The sequence below is a fragment of the Prodigiosinella aquatilis genome (assembly GCA_030388725.1).
GTDB lineage: Bacteria > Pseudomonadota > Gammaproteobacteria > Enterobacterales > Enterobacteriaceae > Prodigiosinella > Prodigiosinella aquatilis.
Genome location: CP128857.1, coordinates 3,981,284 through 4,003,603 on the forward strand (window position 1 = coordinate 3,981,284; position 22,320 = coordinate 4,003,603).

The 22,320-nt window shown below is 51.9% G+C and carries 21 protein-coding genes and 2 pseudogenes; 7 read left to right on the top strand and 16 right to left on the bottom strand.

Annotation, left to right across the window (positions count from 1 at the left end; genetic code table 11):
- Positions 1 to 21: 21 nt before the first annotated feature.
- From PCO85_18560 to aas, 3 genes and pseudogenes are all read right to left on the bottom strand, one after another.
- Complete coding sequence (locus tag PCO85_18560) at positions 22 to 477, bottom strand: GNAT family N-acetyltransferase (protein WJV53161.1); 456 nt, start codon at positions 475 to 477, stop codon at positions 22 to 24.
- Positions 478 to 528: 51 nt separating this feature from the next.
- Positions 529 to 1,736: pseudogene (gene lplT / locus PCO85_18565) on the bottom strand (lysophospholipid transporter LplT).
- On the bottom strand, positions 1,733 to 3,895 hold the full coding sequence (gene aas, locus PCO85_18570) for a bifunctional acyl-ACP--phospholipid O-acyltransferase/long-chain-fatty-acid--ACP ligase (GenBank protein ID WJV53162.1): 2,163 nt from the start codon (positions 3,893 to 3,895) through the stop codon (positions 1,733 to 1,735). Before aas ends, lplT begins: the two are co-directional and overlap by 4 nt.
- A 645-nt stretch (positions 3,896 to 4,540) precedes the next feature.
- On the opposite strand from aas, the gene galR reads away from it, so the two are divergent.
- Positions 4,541 to 5,569 carry an HTH-type transcriptional regulator GalR gene (gene galR / locus PCO85_18575; protein WJV53163.1) on the top strand — a complete coding sequence of 343 codons (1,029 nt, stop codon included), beginning with the start codon at positions 4,541 to 4,543 and terminating at the stop codon, positions 5,567 to 5,569.
- A gap of 278 nt (positions 5,570 to 5,847) precedes the next feature.
- A complete protein-coding gene (locus PCO85_18580) occupies positions 5,848 to 6,894 on the top strand; it encodes a LacI family DNA-binding transcriptional regulator (protein WJV53164.1) in 1,047 nt (348 codons plus the stop codon).
- A 43-nt stretch (positions 6,895 to 6,937) separates the two neighbouring features.
- Here PCO85_18580 and PCO85_18585 read toward each other — a convergent pair whose 3' ends face one another.
- The 3 genes from PCO85_18585 to yghU all read right to left on the bottom strand — a co-directional run bounded on the left by PCO85_18585 (position 6,938) and on the right by yghU (position 8,754).
- The gene (locus tag PCO85_18585) at positions 6,938 to 7,066 is read right to left on the bottom strand and encodes a hypothetical protein (GenBank protein ID WJV53165.1); all 129 of its coding nucleotides are present in this window, start codon (positions 7,064 to 7,066) and stop codon (positions 6,938 to 6,940) included.
- A gap of 74 nt (positions 7,067 to 7,140) precedes the next feature.
- Complete coding sequence (locus tag PCO85_18590; GenBank protein WJV53166.1) at positions 7,141 to 7,815, bottom strand: glutathione S-transferase N-terminal domain-containing protein; 675 nt, start codon at positions 7,813 to 7,815, stop codon at positions 7,141 to 7,143.
- A gap of 84 nt (positions 7,816 to 7,899) precedes the next feature.
- Positions 7,900 to 8,754, bottom strand: coding sequence for a glutathione-dependent disulfide-bond oxidoreductase (yghU, locus tag PCO85_18595; GenBank protein WJV53167.1), 855 nt, complete (start codon positions 8,752 to 8,754; stop codon positions 7,900 to 7,902).
- Positions 8,755 to 8,977: 223 nt separating this feature from the next.
- Between yghU and PCO85_18600 the strand changes: the two are divergent.
- Together PCO85_18600 and PCO85_18605 are read left to right on the top strand one after the other, a co-directional pair.
- Positions 8,978 to 9,064 (top strand): annotated as a pseudogene (locus PCO85_18600) (DNA-binding response regulator).
- 136 nt (positions 9,065 to 9,200) lie between these two features.
- A complete protein-coding gene (locus PCO85_18605) occupies positions 9,201 to 11,267 on the top strand; it encodes a TonB-dependent siderophore receptor (protein ID WJV53168.1) in 2,067 nt (688 codons plus the stop codon).
- A gap of 41 nt (positions 11,268 to 11,308) precedes the next feature.
- On the opposite strand, the gene PCO85_18610 is transcribed toward PCO85_18605, so the two are convergent.
- The 10 genes from PCO85_18610 to PCO85_18655 all read right to left on the bottom strand — a co-directional run bounded on the left by PCO85_18610 (position 11,309) and on the right by PCO85_18655 (position 20,058).
- Positions 11,309 to 12,397 (bottom strand): ABC transporter substrate-binding protein, encoded by a 1,089-nt coding sequence (locus tag PCO85_18610; protein ID WJV56137.1) that lies wholly within the window; start codon positions 12,395 to 12,397, stop codon positions 11,309 to 11,311.
- Positions 12,398 to 12,665: 268 nt separating this feature from the next.
- Positions 12,666 to 13,844, bottom strand: coding sequence for a type III PLP-dependent enzyme (locus PCO85_18615; GenBank protein ID WJV53169.1), 1,179 nt, complete (start codon positions 13,842 to 13,844; stop codon positions 12,666 to 12,668).
- The gene (locus tag PCO85_18620) at positions 13,841 to 14,410 is read right to left on the bottom strand and encodes a ferric iron reductase (protein WJV53170.1); all 570 of its coding nucleotides are present in this window, start codon (positions 14,408 to 14,410) and stop codon (positions 13,841 to 13,843) included. Before PCO85_18620 ends, PCO85_18615 begins: the two co-directional genes overlap by 4 nt.
- Before the next feature lie 24 nt (positions 14,411 to 14,434).
- Positions 14,435 to 14,557 (bottom strand): hypothetical protein, encoded by a 123-nt coding sequence (locus tag PCO85_18625; GenBank protein ID WJV53171.1) that lies wholly within the window; start codon positions 14,555 to 14,557, stop codon positions 14,435 to 14,437.
- Complete coding sequence (locus PCO85_18630) at positions 14,557 to 15,723, bottom strand: siderophore biosynthesis protein PvsA (protein WJV53172.1); 1,167 nt, start codon at positions 15,721 to 15,723, stop codon at positions 14,557 to 14,559. The genes PCO85_18625 and PCO85_18630 overlap by 1 nt, the downstream gene beginning before the upstream one ends.
- Positions 15,724 to 15,761: 38 nt before the next feature.
- Positions 15,762 to 16,088: an aldolase/citrate lyase family protein gene (locus PCO85_18635; GenBank protein ID WJV53173.1), complete on the bottom strand. Its 327-nt coding sequence runs from the start codon at positions 16,086 to 16,088 to the stop codon at positions 15,762 to 15,764.
- A complete protein-coding gene (locus PCO85_18640; protein ID WJV53174.1) occupies positions 16,085 to 16,531 on the bottom strand; it encodes an aldolase/citrate lyase family protein in 447 nt (148 codons plus the stop codon). The genes PCO85_18635 and PCO85_18640 overlap by 4 nt, the downstream gene beginning before the upstream one ends.
- 252 nt (positions 16,532 to 16,783) lie before the next feature.
- Positions 16,784 to 17,938: an FAD-dependent urate hydroxylase HpxO gene (gene hpxO, locus PCO85_18645; GenBank protein WJV53175.1), complete on the bottom strand. Its 1,155-nt coding sequence runs from the start codon at positions 17,936 to 17,938 to the stop codon at positions 16,784 to 16,786.
- A gap of 108 nt (positions 17,939 to 18,046) precedes the next feature.
- On the bottom strand, positions 18,047 to 19,015 hold the full coding sequence (locus tag PCO85_18650) for a PDR/VanB family oxidoreductase (protein WJV53176.1): 969 nt from the start codon (positions 19,013 to 19,015) through the stop codon (positions 18,047 to 18,049).
- An 8-nt stretch (positions 19,016 to 19,023) separates the two neighbouring features.
- Complete coding sequence (locus PCO85_18655; protein ID WJV53177.1) at positions 19,024 to 20,058, bottom strand: aromatic ring-hydroxylating dioxygenase subunit alpha; 1,035 nt, start codon at positions 20,056 to 20,058, stop codon at positions 19,024 to 19,026.
- A 155-nt stretch (positions 20,059 to 20,213) separates the two neighbouring features.
- Here PCO85_18655 and PCO85_18660 point away from each other — a divergent pair, with 155 nt between their 5' ends.
- The 3 genes from PCO85_18660 to uraH all read left to right on the top strand — a co-directional run bounded on the left by PCO85_18660 (position 20,214) and on the right by uraH (position 22,214).
- Entirely contained in the window at positions 20,214 to 21,140 is a 927-nt protein-coding gene (locus PCO85_18660) for a LysR family transcriptional regulator (protein ID WJV53178.1), read from the top strand.
- A gap of 244 nt (positions 21,141 to 21,384) precedes the next feature.
- Complete coding sequence (gene uraD / locus PCO85_18665) at positions 21,385 to 21,885, top strand: 2-oxo-4-hydroxy-4-carboxy-5-ureidoimidazoline decarboxylase (GenBank protein ID WJV53179.1); 501 nt, start codon at positions 21,385 to 21,387, stop codon at positions 21,883 to 21,885.
- Positions 21,882 to 22,214 (top strand): hydroxyisourate hydrolase, encoded by a 333-nt coding sequence (uraH, locus tag PCO85_18670; protein WJV53180.1) that lies wholly within the window; start codon positions 21,882 to 21,884, stop codon positions 22,212 to 22,214. Before uraD ends, uraH begins: the two co-directional genes overlap by 4 nt.
- Positions 22,215 to 22,320: the final 106 nt, after the last annotated feature.

Sequence of the window (22,320 nt, forward strand, 5' to 3'; positions counted from 1 at the left end):
TCAGAGAGACCAGACAGATCGTTAAAGCGTCGTCCGCATATCAATATGGGGAATACCGTCTTCATCATAGACGTCGCCAGTGGTCATAAAACCGAACTGACTGTAAAAGCGCTGCAAATGGACCTGTGCGGAGAGAAACAGCGGCTTCTTCGGCCAGTGACGAGCGCTGACGATCAAAACGTGTTCCATCAATTGATGTCCAACATGTTCCCCTCTTGCCGGTGATGCGACAATTACTCTGCCGATTTTCACTGCATCATGGTCTGAATGAGGAGCCAGTATGCGGGCATAGGCCACCAATTTACCGTTTTGGTAGGCCGTTACATGACGGTTACCGACCGTTAGATCTCTGCCGTCGATATCCTGATATGGACAGTGTTGCTCGACCACAAACACCTGATTACGCAGCAATAGAATGTCATGTAACGAATAGAGATTGAGATCATCAATACCCCAGTCATGCCATATAAGATTCATATCAACTCTTCCGGTAATATATTCAGCACGATGTGATTTGCCCCGTTGTTGTTAATTATTACGCCGTTTGGTCACGATTAACCAGGCCCAAAGTGCAACCATCGCCAGCGCGAACAATATACCGAAACCGATTCCGATAACGATAATAGATACGCCTAATTTAACCACGAGTGAATACAGTGCCAGCATCAGTAACATGGCGCTGTTTTCCCCCAGATTTTGCACCGCAATAGCGTGCCCCGCACCAACACTCGCCTGACCCCGCTCTTGCAGTAGTGCATTGAGCGGCACAATGAAAAATCCTCCCAGCGCCCCCAGAATAATCAGACAAACATAAGCATTCAGCAGACTGTGTTGCAGGATAAAAATCACCACCATCACGCCAATCAACAAACCCGCTGGCAGACAACGCCAAACCGTATTCAGCGTCACCAGACGCCCGGCAGCGGCGGCGCCGAGCACAATCCCGACGGCGACTATCGCGTTCAGCAGCGTCGGTGTCGAGTTATCACTGATACCGAGCGCCAGCGGCACCCACAGCACCAGTAAAAAACGTAGTGTAACACCCGCCCCCCAAAACATACTGGTCCCGACCAGCGTAAACCGCGTCTCACCATTGCGCCATAACACCCTACTGGCAGAAAAAACGCCAGTGTCATCCGCCACGGATGCCACGATGCACCGGGGCGTGCCGCAGGCAAACGGGGAATCAGCAGGTTAGCCACCAGCGCAATGCCATACACCAGCACACAGAGCGCCAGTGCGCCATAAATATTCCAGTCAGCCAGTACACCACCTGCCACCGAGCCGATCAGAATAGCAGCGATGGTCGATGCTTCCATCAGTCCATTGGCTTTTACCAGTTGGTTGCCACAGGTGATTTCTCCCAAGATACCGTACTTTGCCGGAGAATAGCCCGCCGCCCCCAACCCCACCAACGTATAGCCCAAAAAAGGGCTCCCTCCGAAACAGATCACTAACGCGCCCGCCAGTTTCAGTCCGTTCGACAACATCATGACCCGACCTTTGGCAATACTGTCAGCAAACTGGCCAACAAACGGAGCCAGAATGATGTAAGCCGCCACAAATCCCATTTGCAGAAAAGGCTGGCTCCAGTTGGGATAATGTAGGAATTTCACCAACGCCAACGTGGCGAACAACAAGGCATTGTCGCCAAAAGCGGAGAAAAACTGCGCTACCATAACCGCCTTCATACTACGGGAAAATAGCGATGTGGCGTTCTCTGGAACGCTACTCATAGCGTCTGCTCCGATTGCTCTGCCATTTGCCGCAGCGTCACGAAATCCGGTTTACCGCTACCCAACAGCGGCAACGCCTTCATATGCCGGATATCTCGCGGCACAACCAGCTCTGGTATACCGCTATGGCGTGCCTGCGCCAGTAAACGTTCGCGCGTCAGTTCGGCATCCGTCGTAAACAACACCACGGCTTCTCCTTTGCTGCTGTCATTTTTGGCGCTGGCGGCATGTTGCCCATCGGGTGAGACCTGCAAAGCCAGAAGTTCTACACTTTCCAACGACACCATTTCCCCCGCCAGTTTGGCGAAACGTTTAACCCGGCCGACGATGCTACAGAAGCCTTGATCGTCCAGGTTGGCAATATCACCCGTGTCATACCAGCCCTCCGCCTGATGACCTGCGGCATTTTCAGCCATTGGTATTTCCAGTTCGCCAGGATGTTCGACCCGCAGATAACCCTTCATCATATTCGGGCCACGCAGTTGCAAACGGCCGCCATGAGCGATGCCGTCCACATCAATCAGACGCGCTTCCATCCCCGGCAACAAGCGGCCAACAGTATGAATTTTCGCCGCCATCGGGACATTAATCGCCACCACGGGTGCACACTCTGTCACCCCGTAGCCTTCCAGAATGCGAATACCAAACTTATCCTGCCAAAGGTGGCGTGTGCTTTCTGACAATTTCTCCGCTCCCGCCACCACATAGCGCAAGCGGGCAAAATCATACGGATGCGCAAAACGGGCATAATGCCCCAGAAAGGTGGATGTGCCGAACAGGACGGTACAATTGCGATCATAAACCAGCTCTGGAACTACACGATAATGCAGAGGGCTGGGGTAGAGAAATACCCGTGCACCAGTCATCAGCGGTGTCAAAAGTCCGACCGTCAGCCCGAAAGCATGAAACAACGGTAATGCCGACATAAAGCGATCGTGGGGCGTAAAGTCGGCAATGGTGCGAATCTGCTCAACATTAGCCAGCAGACTGTCATGAGAATGCACCACACCTTTCGGGTTGCCTTCCGAACCGGAGGTAAACAGAATCATCGCCACATCGTCCGGTTGCTGGAAGCTCATGGCTCGCACCGGAAACAACAGATGAAACAGGATCCACAGTTTGTCGCTCAGCGTGACGGCCCCTTTCAAATCTTCCAGATACACCCAGTTGGCTTCAGAAACCTGTGATGGCAAGTTGGTCAGCTTACCCTTTTCCAGAAACTGGCGGGACGTAACAATGGTTTTGATAGAAGCCGCAGTTACCGCACTTCGCAACCCTTTGGCACCGGTGGTGTAATTCAGCATTGCCGGCACGCGACCACTCAGCGACGCGCCCAGGATCACCGCCGCCGTGATGGTGGTATTCGGCAATAGCAAACCGACATGCTCTTTTTCGGTGGTAAACCGCCGCAGAATGCGCGATACGCCCAGCGATTTTTTCAGCAGCGACTGATAGCTGTCTTCTTTGAATGCAATATCCTCAATACTGGCCGAACTGTAGCCATAGCGGGAGCAGGCGGCAAGAAACGCCTGATACAACGTATGCGGCGGGCGGATCGCCATGCGGGCCTCCATCATAATCCGGTGCAGATGCTGTCCGGCCAGTTCACGGCGGGCTCTGGCGGTCTCTGCTGTCGGCATCGGTAATGGTACTGGAGGCAGGAAATGAATGGAGATCGGCGGAAACATCCGGTATTTGACCACGCCAGCCAAGCGGCTCAACGGGGTAAACTCCGGCCCTTCCAGTCGTACCGGAACCACCACGGCACCGGCGCGTGCTGCCACAAACGCGGCACCACTGTATATTTTCATCAATGAACCGGTGACAGTAATGCGCCCTTCCGGAAACACCACCACCGGACGCCCCTGTTCCACAATACGGATTAGCCGTTTGAGCGCCAACGGCTTGGTGGGGTCCAGCGGCACAAAGTCAATATAGTGCTGAAGCCAGCGCATAAACCAGCGCTCAGAAATGTGAGAATAGATGGCAAATACCGGTTTGACGTTTACCGGCAGAAACAGCACCAACAATACGCCATCAAGAAACGAAACATGGTTCGGGGTAATTAATAACCTCGAATGTTGGGAAAAAACCTCGTCACCGGTAATACGAATACGGTACAGGTGCCGTAATAACCAACGTAAAAAGGTAAAAATCATCCCACCCCCTTATGTAATAAACGACATGACCTGAATTGGCGTTGCCGTATACGTGATGGTTCAAAATGGATTAGGTAAATAACGAGCGGCTCAAAATACTACAGCTACTTGATAGTCACCATAATAAACAGAGAAAAGGCGCTGAATAATGTGCCCAACCCGGCGCAACCCAATTTGCGTTTGTCCTTATTTTGGCGCGTCCATTTGCCTGTATTAATGGTCTATGTTTGCTTGCCGTTATCATGTAAATAAGTACCGGCAAAAAAAAACCTACGCATCTGCGTAGGTTGGTGCAATTTGAATGGTCCAATGTGATGAACACATCGATTTGTCACCCATCAATACCTCTGGGACTTATTACTCTAGAGAGAGTCATCGTAATTCACTAGCGCATAATCGAAAGATAACTGCTCGAAGTGCAACCAACTGTAAAATTATACTGAATCATGTAATAACCAACCTGTAACGTCGGATAATCTACGGCCTGATTTACCACGACAGTGGCAGGATACCTGCTGAAGTTGCGATCCCAACCCCTTGCAGTAACGCATTTTTTTCGTGACACTGCACAGAGCGGCACAACGTTATAAACGCTTTATTCAGGTTCGTTCAATCCTCAACACAGAGATAACCCGGGAAGACATAATGGCTACGATTAAGGATGTTGCCAAACTGGCAGGCGTATCAGTAGCTACGGTGTCACGTGTCATTAATCACTCGCCGAAAGCCAGTGAGCAGGCTCGTAGCGCGGTATTCGATGCCATGCAACAGTTGCAATACCATCCGAATGCCAACGCCCGGGCGCTGGCCCAGCAATCCACGGAAACACTAGGGCTGGTCGTGTCTGACGTTTCCGACCCCTTCTTCGGCAGCATGGTGAAAGCCGTAGAACAGGAAGCCTACCGTACTGGAAACTTTCTGCTGATTGGTAACGGCTATCATATTGCCCAGAAAGAGCGTCAAGCCATTGAGCAACTGATTCGTCACCGCTGTGCGGCGTTGGTGGTCCATGCCAAAATGCTGCCGGATGAAGAACTGGTGCAATTGATGCAGCAAATTCCCGGAATGGTGTTGATTAACCGCATTCTGCCCGGATTTGAATCCCGTTGCGTGGCGCTGGATGACCGCTACGGTGCCTGGCTCGCTACTCGCCATCTGATTCAGCAAGGACACCGCCAGATTGGCCTGCTTTGTTCCAATCACCCGATTTCCGACGCGGCTGACCGTTTACTGGGGTATAAAGACGCGCTGGCAGAAAGCAGTATTCCGTTTGATGAGCAGTTGGTTGCCTACGGAGAACCTGATGAAACCGGTGGTGAACAGACGATGACGGAACTGCTGGTACGTGGTAAACCCATCACTGCCGTGACCTGCTATAACGACCCGATGGCGGCTGGCGCACTATCAGTGCTGAGCGATAATAGCATTGACGTACCCCAGGATATTTCGCTGATAGGCTTTGATGATGTCCTGCTGTCGCGTTATTTACGTCCCCGGCTTACCACCATCCGTTACCCGATTGTCACCATGGCGACGCAGGCGGCCCAAATGGCATTAGCGTTGGCCAATAACACGCCGTTACCCAACGTAATCAACCTGTTCCACCCTACGCTTATCCGTCGTCATTCGGTAAACAACCTGACGGTGGCTAAAAAAATATCAACCCCCAAATGAAGTCATAGCCTGATGGTGTAAACCGTACTGATCTATTTGGATCATCTGCGAAAAAACAATCTGCGCCATGCCATATCTGACGATCTGCTGAAAGCATCGGCGGAAGCCAACCATTAAGGAAAACCTGGGATACCATTTCCAGCCACACAGATAACGCGGCGAATTCAGGCGGTTTAACTTACCAGTACGGCTGCAAATCTGGGGATGGTCACGGCTATCCGACACCGCTTGTGTTAAAATAAAGGATCTTAGCGATAAACCTAAACAGGTGAATTTCCATGATTACCATGCTTGATGTGGCCAATCACGCGGGGGTTTCCAAAGCCACGGTCTCACGGGTGCTCAACGGCACTGGACAGGTCAGGCAAAGCACGCGGGATATTGTGTTCAAATCAATGAAAGAATTGGGTTATCGCCCCAACTTTCTGGCCCGTTCGCTGGCAAACCGCCGTTCCAACAGTATTGGGCTGGTAGTATCCAATTTCGATGGTCCTTACTTTGGCCGCCTATTGCGCCGTGCCGCAGAATTGACAGAAGCCAGTGGCAAGCATTTGATCGTCACCGATGGGCATGACACGCCGGACGATGAATTACAGGCGATTCAACTACTGACCGATCGCCGCTGTGACGCCATTATTCTCTACACGCGTCATATGTCTGACGAAGAATTGATGACATTACTGAAGAACGCTACCGTACCGCTGGTGGTGATCAACCGTGACCTCCCGCTGATGCGCGAACGCTGTGTATCCTTTGAACAGCAACAGGCAGTATTTCAGGTGGTGGATTACCTGGTAAAACAGGGTCATCGGGAAATTGCCTGTATCACCGGGCCGATGCAAACCCCTACGGCACAGACGCGCCTGGCGGGCTATCGACAGGCGCTGGCATTCCACCAGATCAAGTTCAATCCACAATGGATCGCCAATGGCGACAGTACCGTATCCAGCGGCTATCGCGCCGCCCAAGAACTACTGGCCCGCAATATCAACTTCACTGCACTGTTTGCCAGCAATGACGACATGATTGTCGGGGCGATGAAGGCCTTTATCGAAGTGGGCAAACAGCTGCCGCAGGATCTGTCTCTGTTTGGATTTGATGATGAACCTAACGCGGCTTACCTGCATCCCTCCTTGTCTACTGTTTATCTACCGATAGAAGAGATGATCAGCGCGGCCATCACACAAGCGCTGAAGCTGATTGCCGAAGAGGCTGTCAAACCGCTTTCCCCATTCACCGGGGAACTGAAAATCAGGGAATCTGTGCTACCGGGTCCCTACGCTTCAGACCCCCGACAATCAATGACAAACCACCATCGGCGTTAATCCGCATTCAGGTATAGCGACAAATCATCGCTATACCTGTTTATTAGCCCGATACGCTCTTCATCATTTGACCATAATCCACACCAGAACCAATGTGCAGATGAATATCCACCAGCCGGAACGAGTAACGTTCAATGCCTGCCAAAACCAGTGGCAGAGAAATAACCGGCATACCATACAGAGTGGACAGCAGCTATATTGTCTTGAAATTAAGGAATGGCGATCGGTGGTGATGAATATCCGTCGTTAATGGGTGAAGTTCTGCGGGAACAGAGCACGCAGAGCGACCTCATCGCGTTCACTCTTGAATTGCACATCTTTACCCACTGCGCGGGCGCGCCCAACAGCAGGGCGGCTATCAATATGTTTAAACCAGCGAGACAGATTAGGAAACCTTTGCAGCGCTTTGTCGTCAAGAACCATTGCAACGCGATCTATCCAACCCCATGCCGCCATATCAACAATGGTATAGCTGTTACCTACCATGAACTCACGATTTTTCAGATGCTCATCGAGGATCGCGTAATGACGTTCTGCTTCACGACGGTAGCGATTAATCGCATAAGGAATCGGTTCTGGTGCCATGCGCTGGAAATGTACAGATTGCCCCGAAAAAGGGCCTAATCCAGTGGCAATAAACATCAGCCAGGATAACAACGCGCCCCGATCCTCAGGCTGGCCAAGGAAACTCGTCGTCTTTTCGGCAAGATACAGCAGAATCGCATTAGAATCGAAAACGACAGTGCCATTGTCGTCAATGGCGGGCAATTTTCCATTCGGATTGATTTGGCGAAAAGCAGGCAAATGCTGTTCACCTTTAAGGGTATCGACCGGGATGAGCTCGTAAGGTAGACCACTTTCTTCCAGAAAAAGAGCCACTTTCATTGGATTCGGCGTGGGATGAAAGTAAAATTTTAACATTTTGTTTTCCTTGAATCATAACAGCATCTGACTGACAAAAAGTGCGGGTTAACTGACTTCTCGCGGTGGATTTTCCCGGTGTTATTATCCGATGGATAGACCGTCAAAATCCGAGGCATCATGGCGTTCAGCAAGCTGCTTGCCAGGTTCTCCCCCGGTTTTATTGACGATACGCCCACGCTTAACCGCAGGACGTTCAGCAATTTCCAGCGTCCAGCGCAGCAGATGTGGGTAAGACTTCACATCCAGAAATTCGCCAGCCTCATATTGCAGCCCTTGAACCAAATTACCGTACCACGGCCAAATGGACATGTCGGCAATCGAATACTCATCGCCTGCGATATAGTGATGATCTTGCAGTTGTCTATTGAGTAGATCGAGCTGACGCTTAACCTCCATGGTGAAACGGTTAATAGCATATTCAATTTTGACAGGAGCATAGTGATAAAAGTGACCAAAACCGCCCCCCAGGTAGGGTGCTGCGCCTTGTAGCCAGAACAACCAGTTTAGTGCTTCGGTACGGGCGGCAAGGGATTGCGGCAGAAAATGGCCGAACTTCTCGGCAAGATAAAGCAGGATGGCACCTGACTCAAACACCCGTATGGACGGCGTTGCTGAATAATCCATCAGCGCCGGTATTTTAGAATTGGGATTCACCGCGACAAAGCCACTTGAGAACTGCGCCCCCTCACTAATAACAATCAGGTGGGCATCATACTCCGCCCCTTGCTCCCCCAGCGCCAACAATTCTTCAAGCAGTATAGTAACCTTCTGACCATTGGGCGTGCCCAATGAGTATAGCTGCAGCGGATGTTTGCCAATGGGCAAAGTCGCCTCATGCGTAGCACCCGCCGTAGGGCGATTAATGTTCGCCCAGCTACCTCCGCTGCCACTATCCCATGTCCAGACCTTTGGTGGTTGATAATTGTTATCTGCCATTGTGATTTTCCTGTTCAGCGAAAAAATAGATGAGGGTGAGAAGATAATCATACTCGCACGTCATTAGCGTAATGCAAGCAAGCAATAGCGATCTTTTTGAGTGGTTGGGGGTGCGTTGATGCTACCTGGCGTTGACGGGCTGGAGATTTATTGGCAGACGCTACACGCCAATTATCATGAACGGGACGACGATGACTATCTGGAAAAATCTTTCCCCATGCTCGGCAAGGTTTTTTCTTATCTAAGTTTGTTGGAGCAAGTGTGGGGTTATCAGCACAAAGGATATGAACATACTGTAAATACGCGCGTTAAAATCCCACAAGTTGAGTCTGGAAGATCGCCAGCGTTAGGAAAGGTGAATAAATGTAAAATAATCCTTTTTATCTGATAATAATTCTAAATATTATTATGCGAATAATTATCATTAACATAAAAGGATTGTGCTAATGCAATATAGTCGTATTGCCAGCGTTATTGCTTTAATTCTATGCAGTAATACCGCACTGGCAAAAGAAGAAACCATCACCGTTAATGGCAACATACTGGGTGACTCCGGGGCCGACGAAGTGAAAACCTGGCCCGGAAACCGTACGGTGATTACTCAGGAGCAACTGCACAAAGACGCAAACCGGACACTGGATGATGCCTTGCAGCGCGTGCCAGGGGTAAAAATTCAGGATGAAACCGGAACCGGGATTTTACCCCAGATTTCGGTTCGCGGTCTCTATGACAGCCGTAGCGGTCGCACCCAGATTCTGCAGGATGGCATCCCCCTGGCGCTGGCGCCTTACGGCCAAGAGGGAATGTCACTGTTCCCGGTGAGTTTCTCCACTATCGAGCGTATTGATGTGGTGCGTGGCGGTGCCGCCGTCCAATACGGCCCTAACAACGTTGGCGGTGTGATTAACCTCATCAGCAAACCGATCCCGGTGGCGTGGGAAAATGAGATTACTGAACGAGCGACTTTTTACGGACGCGGGAAAAATCTCTGGGATACTTACCTGCGTACCGGTGGAATGGTCAACGACGATTTTGGTTTGCAGGTGGAACTAAACCAGGTCAAGGGGAACTCCTTCCGCGACCATAGCGCCAGTAAAGTCCAAAACTACCACCTGCGCGGCCTGTGGAACATCAACGAAGACACCACCCTTGACCTTTCTTATCAATATTACGATGCACATGCTGATCTGGCTGGCGCACTGACTACCGCAGACTACAACGCCAATCGCCGCCAAAGCACCCGCCCCTGGGATGATTATGATGGGCACACCAAGCTCTACAGCGCGGTCTATAATCAGCAACTCGGTTCGCTGGGCTTTATCGACTCCGCCGAGTTGAACTGGATGTTTTTCGGACATGAGTCTGACCGCGATTTTCATGTGGGCATGAGTCGCGTTTCCGGCCAGACCTGGAATCCGTCTTTGCCAGCCGATATTGTGCAAAACTCGCCGCGTAATTTTAAAGTCTGGGGTACAGAACCCCGCTTGAGCCTGAATATTGATGGTGACAATGTGAACCAGCAATGGATCCTCGGCACCCGTTTCATCCAGGAAAAAATAGACTATCAGGTGAACCAACGCACGCTGGCAACGGGTACCACCACTACCACTCGTGACTGGCATTTTGATGACAAAGCCTGGGCCGGTTACATCAGTAACGCGGTAAAACTCTTTGACGATAGTCTGACCATTACCCCAGGTATACGCTATGAGCACATTAGTGAAAAGTACCGGGATAGTGTTTCCGGCTTAAATACGTCCGCACCCGATGAACAGTGGTTGCCTGGTCTAACCCTAGGCTACCAGATGACGCCAGCGTGGTTCTTGTATGCCAATGCACAGAAAAGCCTGCGCCCGGCACAGGCCACCCAGATAGTTAAAGGCGGCGACGTAACGTCTGAACTTTCCTGGAACTATGAAAGTGGCGTCCGTTACACCCCAGCGACGAATATCAGCCTGAATGCCGGTCTGTATCGTATCGATTACAACGATCAGGTTTCCTATAACAGCACCAATGATACCTATGAAAATATCGGCAAAACGCGCCATCAGGGGATTGAGCTGGAAGGTTATTGGCAGCCACAAGTTGTTCAGGGCCTGAAGCTGCACGCCGGTTATGCTTATCTTGATGCAGAACAGATGAATGGACAGTACAAAAACAACAAAGTGCCTTACGCTTCGCGCCACCAAATTACACTTGATGGTAGCTATGAATGGCGTGAAACCACGTTTACACTGGCCGGTTACTACTTCAGTAAATCCTTCTCGGATACGGCTAACACGGTTAATGAAAATGCCAACGGCTCGGCGGGTGAAATGCCATCCTACTGGGTATGGAATGCACAGATTAGTCGCGACCTGTGGAAATCCGGACGAAACCTGCTCAGTGGTTATGTCAGTGTGAACAACCTGTTTGATGAAGACTACTGGTTTCGAGGCATTGACACCAGCCCATGGGGACAACAGCCTGCGCCAGGCCGTTCGGTGACGGTTGGACTGAGTTATAAGTTCTGACCGCGGTCTCAATACAGCCAGCCCGCTACGGGCTGGCCTTATTACTGGAGCGTTAGAAAGAATAAGCCTGAGTAATCCACGCCGGTAAACTCTCGATAAAAGGCCACCAGATCATTGTGTGGATCAACATCCGCAAAGTGCTGTGGGTGGAAAAACTTCGCCATCGCTTCAAGCGCAATCACGTTAAAAGGGCTATCGTAGAATTGATGATAAATCGCCATCACCTTCTTATCTCGCACCGCTTTGAGAACCGAGAACCCAGTGCGAGTCATCAGGTGCTGAAGTTTCGGTAACGCCGTTTCTCGTGATGCCTCATAACCCAAAGGAACCGCGAGCGATTTACTGCCGCGCTGGCGCCAGTCTGCCCCGCTCAGCAGATAATAGTCTGGATTGTCCGTAATCAATTGCTCGACGTTAATATTCGCCCCTTGCTCGGGGACCTTGTTTTCGACAAGATTACGTCCGCCTGCCGCCGTGACAAACTGTCCAAAACTGTTACGCCCAAAAACGGCGCAGCACATGTCGCCCGTCATACCGGCATGGTTCTCAAATATGACACCTGGCCACTGCGTCTGAGGGATCTGAGCAATACGGTGCTGCACACGCTCAAGCAACTGCTGGTAGCGCGTGATAAAGCGTTGCGCATTTTGCGGCTGCGCAAAAACCTGGCCAAGCAGACGAATACTGGCCAAGGTGTTCGTCAGCGGCTGATGCCTGAAATCAATAAATATCACCGCAATACCACTTTTTGCCAACAGTGACAGTGTCCCGCTATCGCGCAGTCTGGGCAGCAGGCCAGTGTCAAAAATAATCAGATCAGGCCGTAAAAGAAGTGCACGTTCGACGCTAAAGCCGCTGCGATAGGGGTTATCAAAAACGGTAATTTTGCTCAATTGCGGATAACGCTGCTGATAATGGCGTGCCATATCCGGCGCCCGGCGAATAAGTGAGTCATCCCAGGCAACAATGTCGCTCAGAGGTGCATCCGGGTGAATAATGTTCATCGCCAACAACATACGGCTGTCGCCGAGTATTACCCGTGATACCGGCACATTAAGTGTTACTTTTCGCCCCGCCATATCCACTACCGTGAGCGGTGATGCGGTACTTAGCGCCGGTGACAACAACATCACCACTGAAATCAAAAACCAGATTGCTCTGTTCATCGTTATCTCATGTTAAAAAAGTGAATATCAGCACTATATATCTGTCATCCTTCACGTTGCCGGTGCGTTTTGGCCGCGTTCACGCCCCGAATCACTTACTGACGTAAGCTCGGCGGTATTCATTCTCTCGCCGCCCTCCCTCATCCTGAAATCTATTAGACACAGGAAGAAAAAACAGAAAATACGCCACCACAAGCGGGCGAATCAACCTGACCGGCCCATCGTGACATCGTCAGTCAAGCCATATCATCTCGGGTGGGCTGTGCATCAGGAAATTCTGGTGAGAAATATTCCAGGCATAGGCACCAGCAAGACTGAATACCAGCCAGTCACCCGGTGCAAGTGCCGCAACAGGTTGCTGGCGAGCCAGCACATCCTTCGGCGTACACAGTTGCCCCACCATCGTCACCCGCTGGTTTTCGATCACCGCAGGCCGGTGTTCTCGTCTTAACACGGTGACAGGATGATCATGCCCCTGCGCGGCGGGCGTGCGAAAATGATGCGTACCACCATGACCAATGGCAAACCATTCGCCTAGATTTTTCTTCACATCCAGCACTTCCATCACGTAATAACCACACCCTGCGCTAATATAGCGGCCACACTCAAAACGCAGTGTCAGATGTTGTGCATCGCAAGCAGCAATAGTGTGCGGTAAACGCGCACAAAAGGCAGGCCAGTCAAAATGACGCGTCGGATCCTGGTAATTGATGCCGATCCCGCCGCCGACATTAACCAGCTGCACTTCAAGCGCAAACTCGCGACACCACGCCTTTACCTGACGCAGATAGCGCTGCATTAATGCAAGATGGAGCTCAATATCCAACTGATGGGACATTAAATGGAAATGAAACCCCTTGAGCTGTAACCAGGAGGAAGCCTTCACGATATGTAAAGCCTGGGGAAGCTCGTCCACATCCAGCCCGAAAGGCGTGGGCTTGCCGCCCATCATCAAGCGCGTCCCCTCAATGCCCGGCAACGGAATGTTCATTCTGAGTAAAATATTTACCCTCTGCTGCGTTTGTTGCGCCAACGCCTCCAGCCGGTTTAGCTCGGTAAGACTTTCGACATGAATGGCATCAATCTCATGGCGGACGGCCAGCTCCAGCTCTGAAATCAGTTTTCCCGGTCCACCAAAAATCAATGACCGACCCGGAACATGTTGCTTTAACCAGGCTAACTCACCGCCGGAAGCTGCCTCAAATCCATCCACCCACTTATCCAGAGTATTCAGGATCTGCTCGTCAGGATTGGCTTTCGCTGCGTAAAACAACTCACAACCTTCCGGCAGAGCGGAGCGCATAGTTTGAATATGTGATCGTAGTGAGTCCAAATCATACACATAACCGCAAAAAGGAACGGTACGGCGTTGCTGCAATTCACGCAGCGTCTGATAAACACGAGGCGTCATTGCCGGCTCCTTATCGGATGGTCCATCAAGGTATAATCAGCTAACTTATCAGCCCGCTGTAATAGCCGGGTACGCAGATTATTTTTCGAAGGGATAGGCGCGCCCGCCAGCATAGCGGCGATTTCTGGTTCCTGTTGCCAGGTTTCCAGTTGTGCACTGAGCACATTCCAGAGCTGTTGTTCAAGCACACGATCGCCGTCTGACAGATGAAAAATGGCCTCGGAAAGATGATTAATGAACAGGCAATAGGCGACGCGGTTCCAGCCTTTTTCCCGGGAATACCAGACCGACTGACGCGCACGCGCAGACATATCGGCCAGTTGGCTCTCCGGCCAGCATTCACTCACCAGTTTGGTACCCTCCAGATCACGAACCCAAATCTGGGTTGGCAGATGGTTTTCAAATCCAACCAACACATTTTGCAGATGAGGCTCAAAAATAATGCCCTCAGCAAAGAAGGCGTGCAAAACCCCCGGAACTAACCGATCCAGATAGTGCGTCAGCCAGTGCAGACAAGCATCGTGATAAGGCAACCCTGGGGGATATTGCCGTGTGAGGCCAGACACACCTCCCCTTGTGGTTGAGCAAATTCACGAATGTAGCAGTTGAGTAGCGCAGTAAGACCAGCGTAATGCGCGGCATCCTGAGCCGGAGACGTTCTCCCGCAGGCATGCATTGATGATACGCAGTGTGATGTAATCACGTTGATTCATCACGCGATCTCCCAGTGCAGGCTAGCCAGCGCCTTTTGGGTAAGCCTCTGCAACTGGCCGATATCAGGCGCTTCCAGATACAGCACGCCCAGATAGTCCTTGTTGGAGTGGCTCAGCGCGATAGGCTCGCCTTGCTCTTTCAAACGACGATAGTGCAGTCCCGGTAACCTCACAGGCTGAGGGGCCTCAGATAATAGACCGCTGCGCTCGGCCACCAGATAGTGGATCAGTGCCTGTAATTGCGCCGGTTTTATGGTCGGGATCGGTTGACCAAGGTGAAGTTGCAGAATAGGGGTAAACCAACCGCCGGGCAGGATACGATCCAACAAGAACTCCCGCCCGTCGCCGATGCTGCGATAGTTAATTTCAACCAACACCGGGCCGTTTTCCGTCGCGATAAATTCGCTGTGGCACACGCCGAATCCAACGCCAAACTGGCGTAATTGCTCCAGAGCCTGATCACGCCAGCGGACCGTGTGTTCTCCTTCCCAACGTGCCTGCATTTCCACAAAATGCGGCGGGGCGGAAAGTTCGACATCGAAACCACCGAGTGCCACCAGTTCATGACCATCGCCAAACGTTTCCAGAGTAAACAGCGGACCTTGCAGGAATTGTTCAAGCAACCAAGTCTGACGCAACGGCAACACCGCAAGATGCTGATTAAGCGTGTCACAATCCCGGATTAGCGAAACATCCATGGAGGCGACACCCTGGCTGGGTTTTATGACTAATGGCCAAGGCCAGGCAGGATCAGGCGTGTCGGTCGGTAATAGCTGTGCTGACCAGGCGGAGGGCAGTGACAGTGAAGCCAGACGCTGACGCATGCGCCACTTATCTTTTGCGGCATAACAGATCTGCCAGTTTTTAGCTGGCAGGCCAAGCGCGCTGGCCACAATTGCCGTGGACGTCTGAAGGTGATCGCTATTGGAAAACACCGCTGCCGGCGTCATCCCCTCTTCCGTCAACGCATCAAGGATGGCCAACGGATTAAAAACATCACATTCCAGGATTTGCACCTGACCTTCCAGCATCTGGTTATGCGCTCGATACTGATCGGTCACCAGGACGACCGGATATCCCAGTTGTTGCGCGGCGGGAATAAAACCTTCGATCACGGCGGCATTGACGACGTGGCTGACGATCAAATAAGGAGATTTACACGGCATGTTGATACCTGTTTGATTTCAGAAAGGGTTAATGGAAGTCAGGAAGACGCTTTAATATCCTGCAAACGCTGTCGCAGAGTACGGAACAAGAATCCCCGATCCTCACCACACAGCCAGAGTTGAATTCCAGCTTGCTGCCAGAAATGCTGTTGTTCAGGCGTGCGCGGATTGGCACAAAACGGAATATCGGCATGTTTGCAGCGCGTGGCTATCTGGCGAATGCTCACCTCTACGTCCGGGTGATGAGGAATGGGCCCCAGACCGAGATCGAGCGCAAGATCAAGAGCGCCTTCCATGACCATGCTCACGCCTTCAATAGCAAGAATGTCATCTATCGATTCCACGCCAGCGCGGGATTCAATCATCGGAATGAGCAACACCTGATCATTGGCTTGCTGGATGTAATCGGGGAGCACAGGGTGCCGAAACCTGTGACCGTCCCACCGGTAATACCGCGCCTTCCCCGAGGTGGGAAACAGATGGCATCGCGTAAGGCCCGAACCTGTTGCCCTGTTTCCGTGCGGGAGAGAACAATCCCGTGAGCCCCCATATCCAACACTCGCCCAGCTTTATCCAGATCGTTTACCGTTAACCGAACCAATGGCGCACAGCCATTGAGTTGCGCTATTTGAATACAGTGTGAAAGTAACGTTTCGTTATGAGGGAGATGTTCCATATCCAGAATGACAAAGTCATACCCGGCGCAGGCAATCATTTCAACCAAAGTGGGATGGGAGACCGAATTCAAAATACCGAAAAGCGGATGCTGTTGCTGCAACCGATCGGAGAGTAAATACAGTGCTGGCATAATGATTTAAATGCTAATGATAACAGTTACCATTGGGAGTATCATTAATGAATTGTATCTTTCCTGTTTTTTTATTTTAAACTATTAACTAGTTCTCTCATGAATATCTTCATTCTGAACAAATTCTGATTTCTCAGGTAATTCCGTGGATAGGCCAGGGTGAAAACGGGTTGGTACAGTCATATCCTTTTCTTTATTAACGTAAAAAAGAGCGCGGCCCTCCATCAGGGAAAGACCTGACTCAGTGGTATCTCAAGCCAGCGGTCCACCCAAAACCGTGTCACACAACCCGTCAATAATATGTTCGCCGGTTTCCTGCCGCAGTTCTTCATACCACGCCTGGGTCTGTGGCATCTCTTTACCGTGGGTGATATCACAGCGTTTACGGGCTTTGAGCACCAAATCCCGTACACGATCACGTCGCTGTTGTTGATAATTCAGCAGGGCTGATTCAATGCGGTCATGAGACGCCAGCACCTGCCCCAGGACGACGGCGTCTTCCATCGCTGCACACCCACCTTGCCCGATATCCGGCGTGGTACTGTGGCCGGCATCCCCCAGCAGCGCAACCCGACCACGAACCAATTGATTGAAAGGGTCGATATCGTGAATTTCAATCCGATTGGTAGTTTGCTGATCAATCCGCTCGATCAACTGCTGTACCGGCAGGCACCATCCCGAGAAATAACGTTGCAGATCCTGCCGTACACTCTGGCGATCTTCCGCTAACCCTTTTGGTAACGGCACATCAAAAAAGAAGTAAAAGCGGCCATCGGCTACCGGCATCAGCGACACGCGCTTGCCCTCCCCCACAAACGTGGTCCATTGGTCGGCGGGAGCAATGGTTTCATCAATCGGCACCAGTCCGTTCCAGTTAACATACCCAGCGTAACGGCGCTCCGGCGTGTACCCCAGCACATAAGGCCGAATGGCGGAGTGAGTACCGTCAGCCGCAATCAGAAAATCACCCTGCGCGACACTACCGTCGCTGAAATAAGCACTGACGCCGCCAGCGTTTTCCTCAATACGGTTGACTCGTTTACCAAACTGTACCGATTTGCGTCCCCAGAAATCCAACATCTGCCCCTGTAATTCCGCCCGGGCGACAGGACAAGGACGTTCTCCCACCCGGTTCACTAGTGGCTTCAGACTGAAACGAGTCATGATCCGAGCTTGTTGATAATCCTGATACGCAATGTAGTGCATTGGCCCGCCAGAACGGTCCATGATGTCACCCATGCCTAAATGGTTCATGCACTTCACACCATTAGGCCAGATGGAGATGGCAGCACCCACCGGTTTAATTTCCGCCACGGCCTCAAAGACGTCGCAGGCGATCCCGACTTTTTTCAGCGCTACCGCCGCACACAATCCGCCGATACCGGCACCAATCACCAGAGCTTTCATTTATCCCCCATTTGTTGCCGTTTCAAGTGCAGCAATTTGTGTGCCAATCCTTTATCTCTGACGCATCCGCCACCGAGTTCACTGATCCATCAGCGCATCGGCTGATGCTTATAAATCAATAACCAAACGCGTCGAGTGGCTACGAGAGCAGCACAGCGCAATGTGTTGATCCGGGTCGGATTTTTCCGCATCAGATTGCACGGTATCGCGGTGATCCGGCGTACCTTCCCTTACGGCAGTCAGGCAGGCACCACAAATCCCCATTTCGCAGGAAAGCGGCACCGCCACGTCATTTTCCAACAACACAGCGGCAATGGTTTTGTCTGATGGCACCCGAAATGAACGACCAGAAGATGCCAGCTCAACGGTAAATTCGCTGTCCGTCGCTGTTGCGCTGTCCGCCACAACCGGCGGGCAAAACGCTTCATGATGAATCCTATCCCGTGGCCAGTCGTGAGCTTGTGCCTGCTGAATCACCTGCGCCATAAATCCTGACGGGCCACACACATATAAACGCCGATGACTCGCCCCCGTATACAGGCTTTCCGGTAGTGTCTGGCGTGGGCTGTGCCCTTCGTTTCCGCACCAAATCTGGCACTCACCATGACGAAAGCCCCGCTGTAGACGATCACGAAAGGCAATGGCACGCCGATGTTTAACAAAATAGTGCAATTCAAACGGCGTAGCGGCCTGATCCAGCGACTCCGCCATGGATAACAGCGGAGTAATGCCGATGCCCCCCGCCAGCAACAGATAACGTTCAGCTGGCACCAGGGCAAACTGGTTGCGTGGGTAAGACACAGTCAGGTGCTGCCCTACGCGCAATGACTCATGTACATAAAGGGAAGCGCCACGAGAAGCTGCTTCGTGCCGGATGCAGAGCAGATAATGGTCGCGATCCGCCGGATCACCCGCCAGCGAGTATGGTCGCCGGATACCATCAGCCAGGTGAACATCAATATGGGCTCCCGCTTCAAATGCCGGCAACGGCTGTTCGTCCGCCGATACCAGCCGCAACGCCAGATTGCCCTCCCCCTGGCGAGAAAGGGCGTCAACCACCACATTCAACATTGGCATACTCCCGCTTACACCAGAAAAAATTCACCGAAACCCAGTCGTTTTAGACCACGGCGGTAGGCAATCGAGCTGCGATCCGCCGGAATATGCGCTTCCAGCGTCAGGTCGAGCGGAAGATGCTCCGGCCGCTGGCTTTCCACCATCATCCGGTCCTCCTCAAACACCCGTTGGTTAAAGGCATGAACCTCCTCCACCGGAATGTGCAGATCAAAATTGCGGACTATCGGTACAAACAGACACGTTTTGCGAGCGGATACCGGTGAGGCGGCATTCATGATCACCAGACGCCCTTCATCCGGAAAATGAATGGTCAGTGTGGCGGTAAACGGCAGGTGCATCTCGAAATGACGCAGCCAGGTAAACCCATCAGGCGCCTGACATCCCGAACCATGAGCAAAGTTGGACACCGAACTCACATAATCGGCATTGAATCCGTAGGGGGTTTCCAGCGTTTGGTAATCCGGCACCTGTTGATTATTCGGATCAGCGAAAGTGTCAGTGTGTACCCAGGCGAAGTGCGCCACATCCAGAAAACCTTCAATCTGGCGTCCGGCAAAACCGGCGATATGAAAAGAGGGACAGACAATCTGTTGAAAGCCGTCATCATTCCAGTGCGGCATCAGCGGTAGGGCCGGCAGGATGCCATCCGGCGGATCCATACACACCCACACCAGGCCATACTGTTCTCGTGCCGCGAAGGTCAGTAGATTCAATTTGGGCGGAATCGGCAGGTCCGGGCTGGCTGGCACCCGATTACAACGCCCGCCCTCTCCGAACCGCAACCCATGGTAAGGACAGACAATCCCCTGCCCGTCAGATGACCCCATACTGAGCGGCACCCCGCGATGCGGACAGATATCCCGTGCCGCCACAATATCGTTCCCGGCACGGTACACCACTAATGGCTCATCCAGCAGCGTGACCGACATAGGCGCTGGACCAACCTCTGCCGCTACCGCCACCGGATGCCAGTAGCGGGCCAGACGATACCAGTCATCAGACTCAAAGGAGCAATTGGCGGGGGGATTCAGCGTTACCTTCATAAGCATCACCTTTCACACAAAGACGGGTCAGACTGATATCAACCTGCCATCAGCCAGAGCAATAAATGGGTAATGTTATTGTGGATAACAAGAAGTGTTGCAGTCCATAATAGTTTTTTAACATATTCGCTGCAAAAATTCGTACAGGTAAAGCTATGGATCCCTTGTCCCGTTTTTCCCATTACTTCATGGCAGTGGCCACTACGGGCAGTTTGCGTAAAGCTGCCGAGGTGCTGCATGTCTCCAGCTCCGCCATCAACCGGCAGATTCTGATGGCAGAAGAGAAGATGGAAACCCCGCTGTTTGAAAGGCTGCCCAGCGGATTGAGACTCACTTCCGCAGGCGAGCTACTCTATAGTGATCTGCATCGCTGGAAAAAAGAGTACGCCCTCACACGCCAACGTTTTGACGAATTACAGGGACTCAAGCGCGGCCATGTCTCCGTGGCGATGGTTGCCGCCCTGAGCGAAGGGGTGCTGATCCAGGCACTGGCGGAGATCAGCCGTCAATATCCTCATCTGACGTTTAACCTCCATACCGACGAAAGCTATGCCATCAACAGTCTGGTGGCCGAGTCTGAGGTGGATATCGGTATTCTGCTCGATCCGCTGGAAGGGCAAGGTATCGAGGTACGGGCGTTTACCGAAATCCCCATTGGCGTAGTGATGCGGCCGGAACATCCGCTGGCCAGCCAGACTGATGTCACCCTCAGCCAACTTGTCAGCTACCGCCAGTTACTGCCTGCCGCGCCACTCATGGTGCATGAGCGCATGGAAGGGTTGTACCACCGTCACCATCTCATCCCGGTACAAAATATGGTGTGTAATGACCTGAAAGTGATGAAATCACTGGTATATCAGAATGTCGGAGTAGGCATCCTGAGTCTGCTGGATGTCTATAGTGAAGTCAGAAGTGGCACATTAACATTCGTCCCCTTCAGCCATCGAGCCGTTAGACCCCTGACGCTGGCGCTGTGTGTAGCGCCCAAACGCCAGTTATCGCGGGCGGCGCAGTTAGTGATCAAACACTTTACGCAAGCCATCGATGATATGCATTCAGAGATGGGAAAAGACGCACCATAAAGGCACCCTGCCATCTCACACGATCACATTCTTGTCTCAAGGAACACGACAATGCCAGGTATTCGTCCGAAAAAATCCGGTTTGGGTGACAATCTGTCCGGGTACAACTATCTGACGCTCAATTCTGAAAAAGAGGCTTTTCAGGTACCCGTCTCGATATAAATGGCATGCTAGTTGCATCTCTCTTATTACGAATAAGTCATACCAAAGAATCTATTGTTGCCAGCGGGCAAGGAGAGAAACAATGATTACACTGGAAGCCTTTAACCAGCTCAATATCAGTGAAGCAGTGGCACTACTAGAATCTTGTGTTGCCATTCCCGATTGGGCCAGACAAGTGACCGCCAGGCGACCTTATGGCAACCGTGCCGCCCTACTGGCTACCGGACAGCAGGCAATGACCGGCTGGCAGGAGGAGGAGCTGACACTGGCACTACGCGCTCATCCCCGTATCGGTGAACAGGCTGGCGGTACCCGTCGGCACGCTGATTTTTCCCGGCAGGAACAGTCAGCCATCAGCACTGAAAACCTCTCGCTGGCGGCAGCATTACGGATAGGTAATTCCCGTTATGAAGACACCTTTGGCCGGATATTTCTGATCCGTGCCAAAGATCGCAGTGGAGAAGAGATCCTACAGATACTACAGCGTCGGCTACAGAACAGTGAACAGCAGGAAATAGAAGAAACACTGGAGCAATTGCGCCAAATCACGTTACTCAGACTGGAAGGAATCATTCGCGCATGAGCACACTCAGCACCCATATTCTGGATACCACCCAGGGAAAACCCGCAGCGGGAGTGAATATCCTGTTGGAACGGTGGGAAAACGATGAATGGCATAGCGTGGCGCAAGATCAGACCAATGATGACGGCCGCATTACGGCCTTCACCGCTGATCCGCTATTACCCGGTCGCTACCGTATGACGGCAGACATCGGCCGCTGGTTTGCCGCGGCAGGTCGAGAGGCGTTGTACGTGACGGCACAAATCGACTTTCAGCTGACTGGTGCCGGTCATTATCATCTGCCGTTCCTGATTTCACCTTTTTCCTGGTCCACCTATCGCGGTAGCTGATACCGAGAGAAAAACATATGCTAAACACCCTGGCGGGTAGCGAGATAGCCATAGAAAAACGCCGTCAGCATGCTAACGGCGTCGGCTCGACCACACATTGCGGATA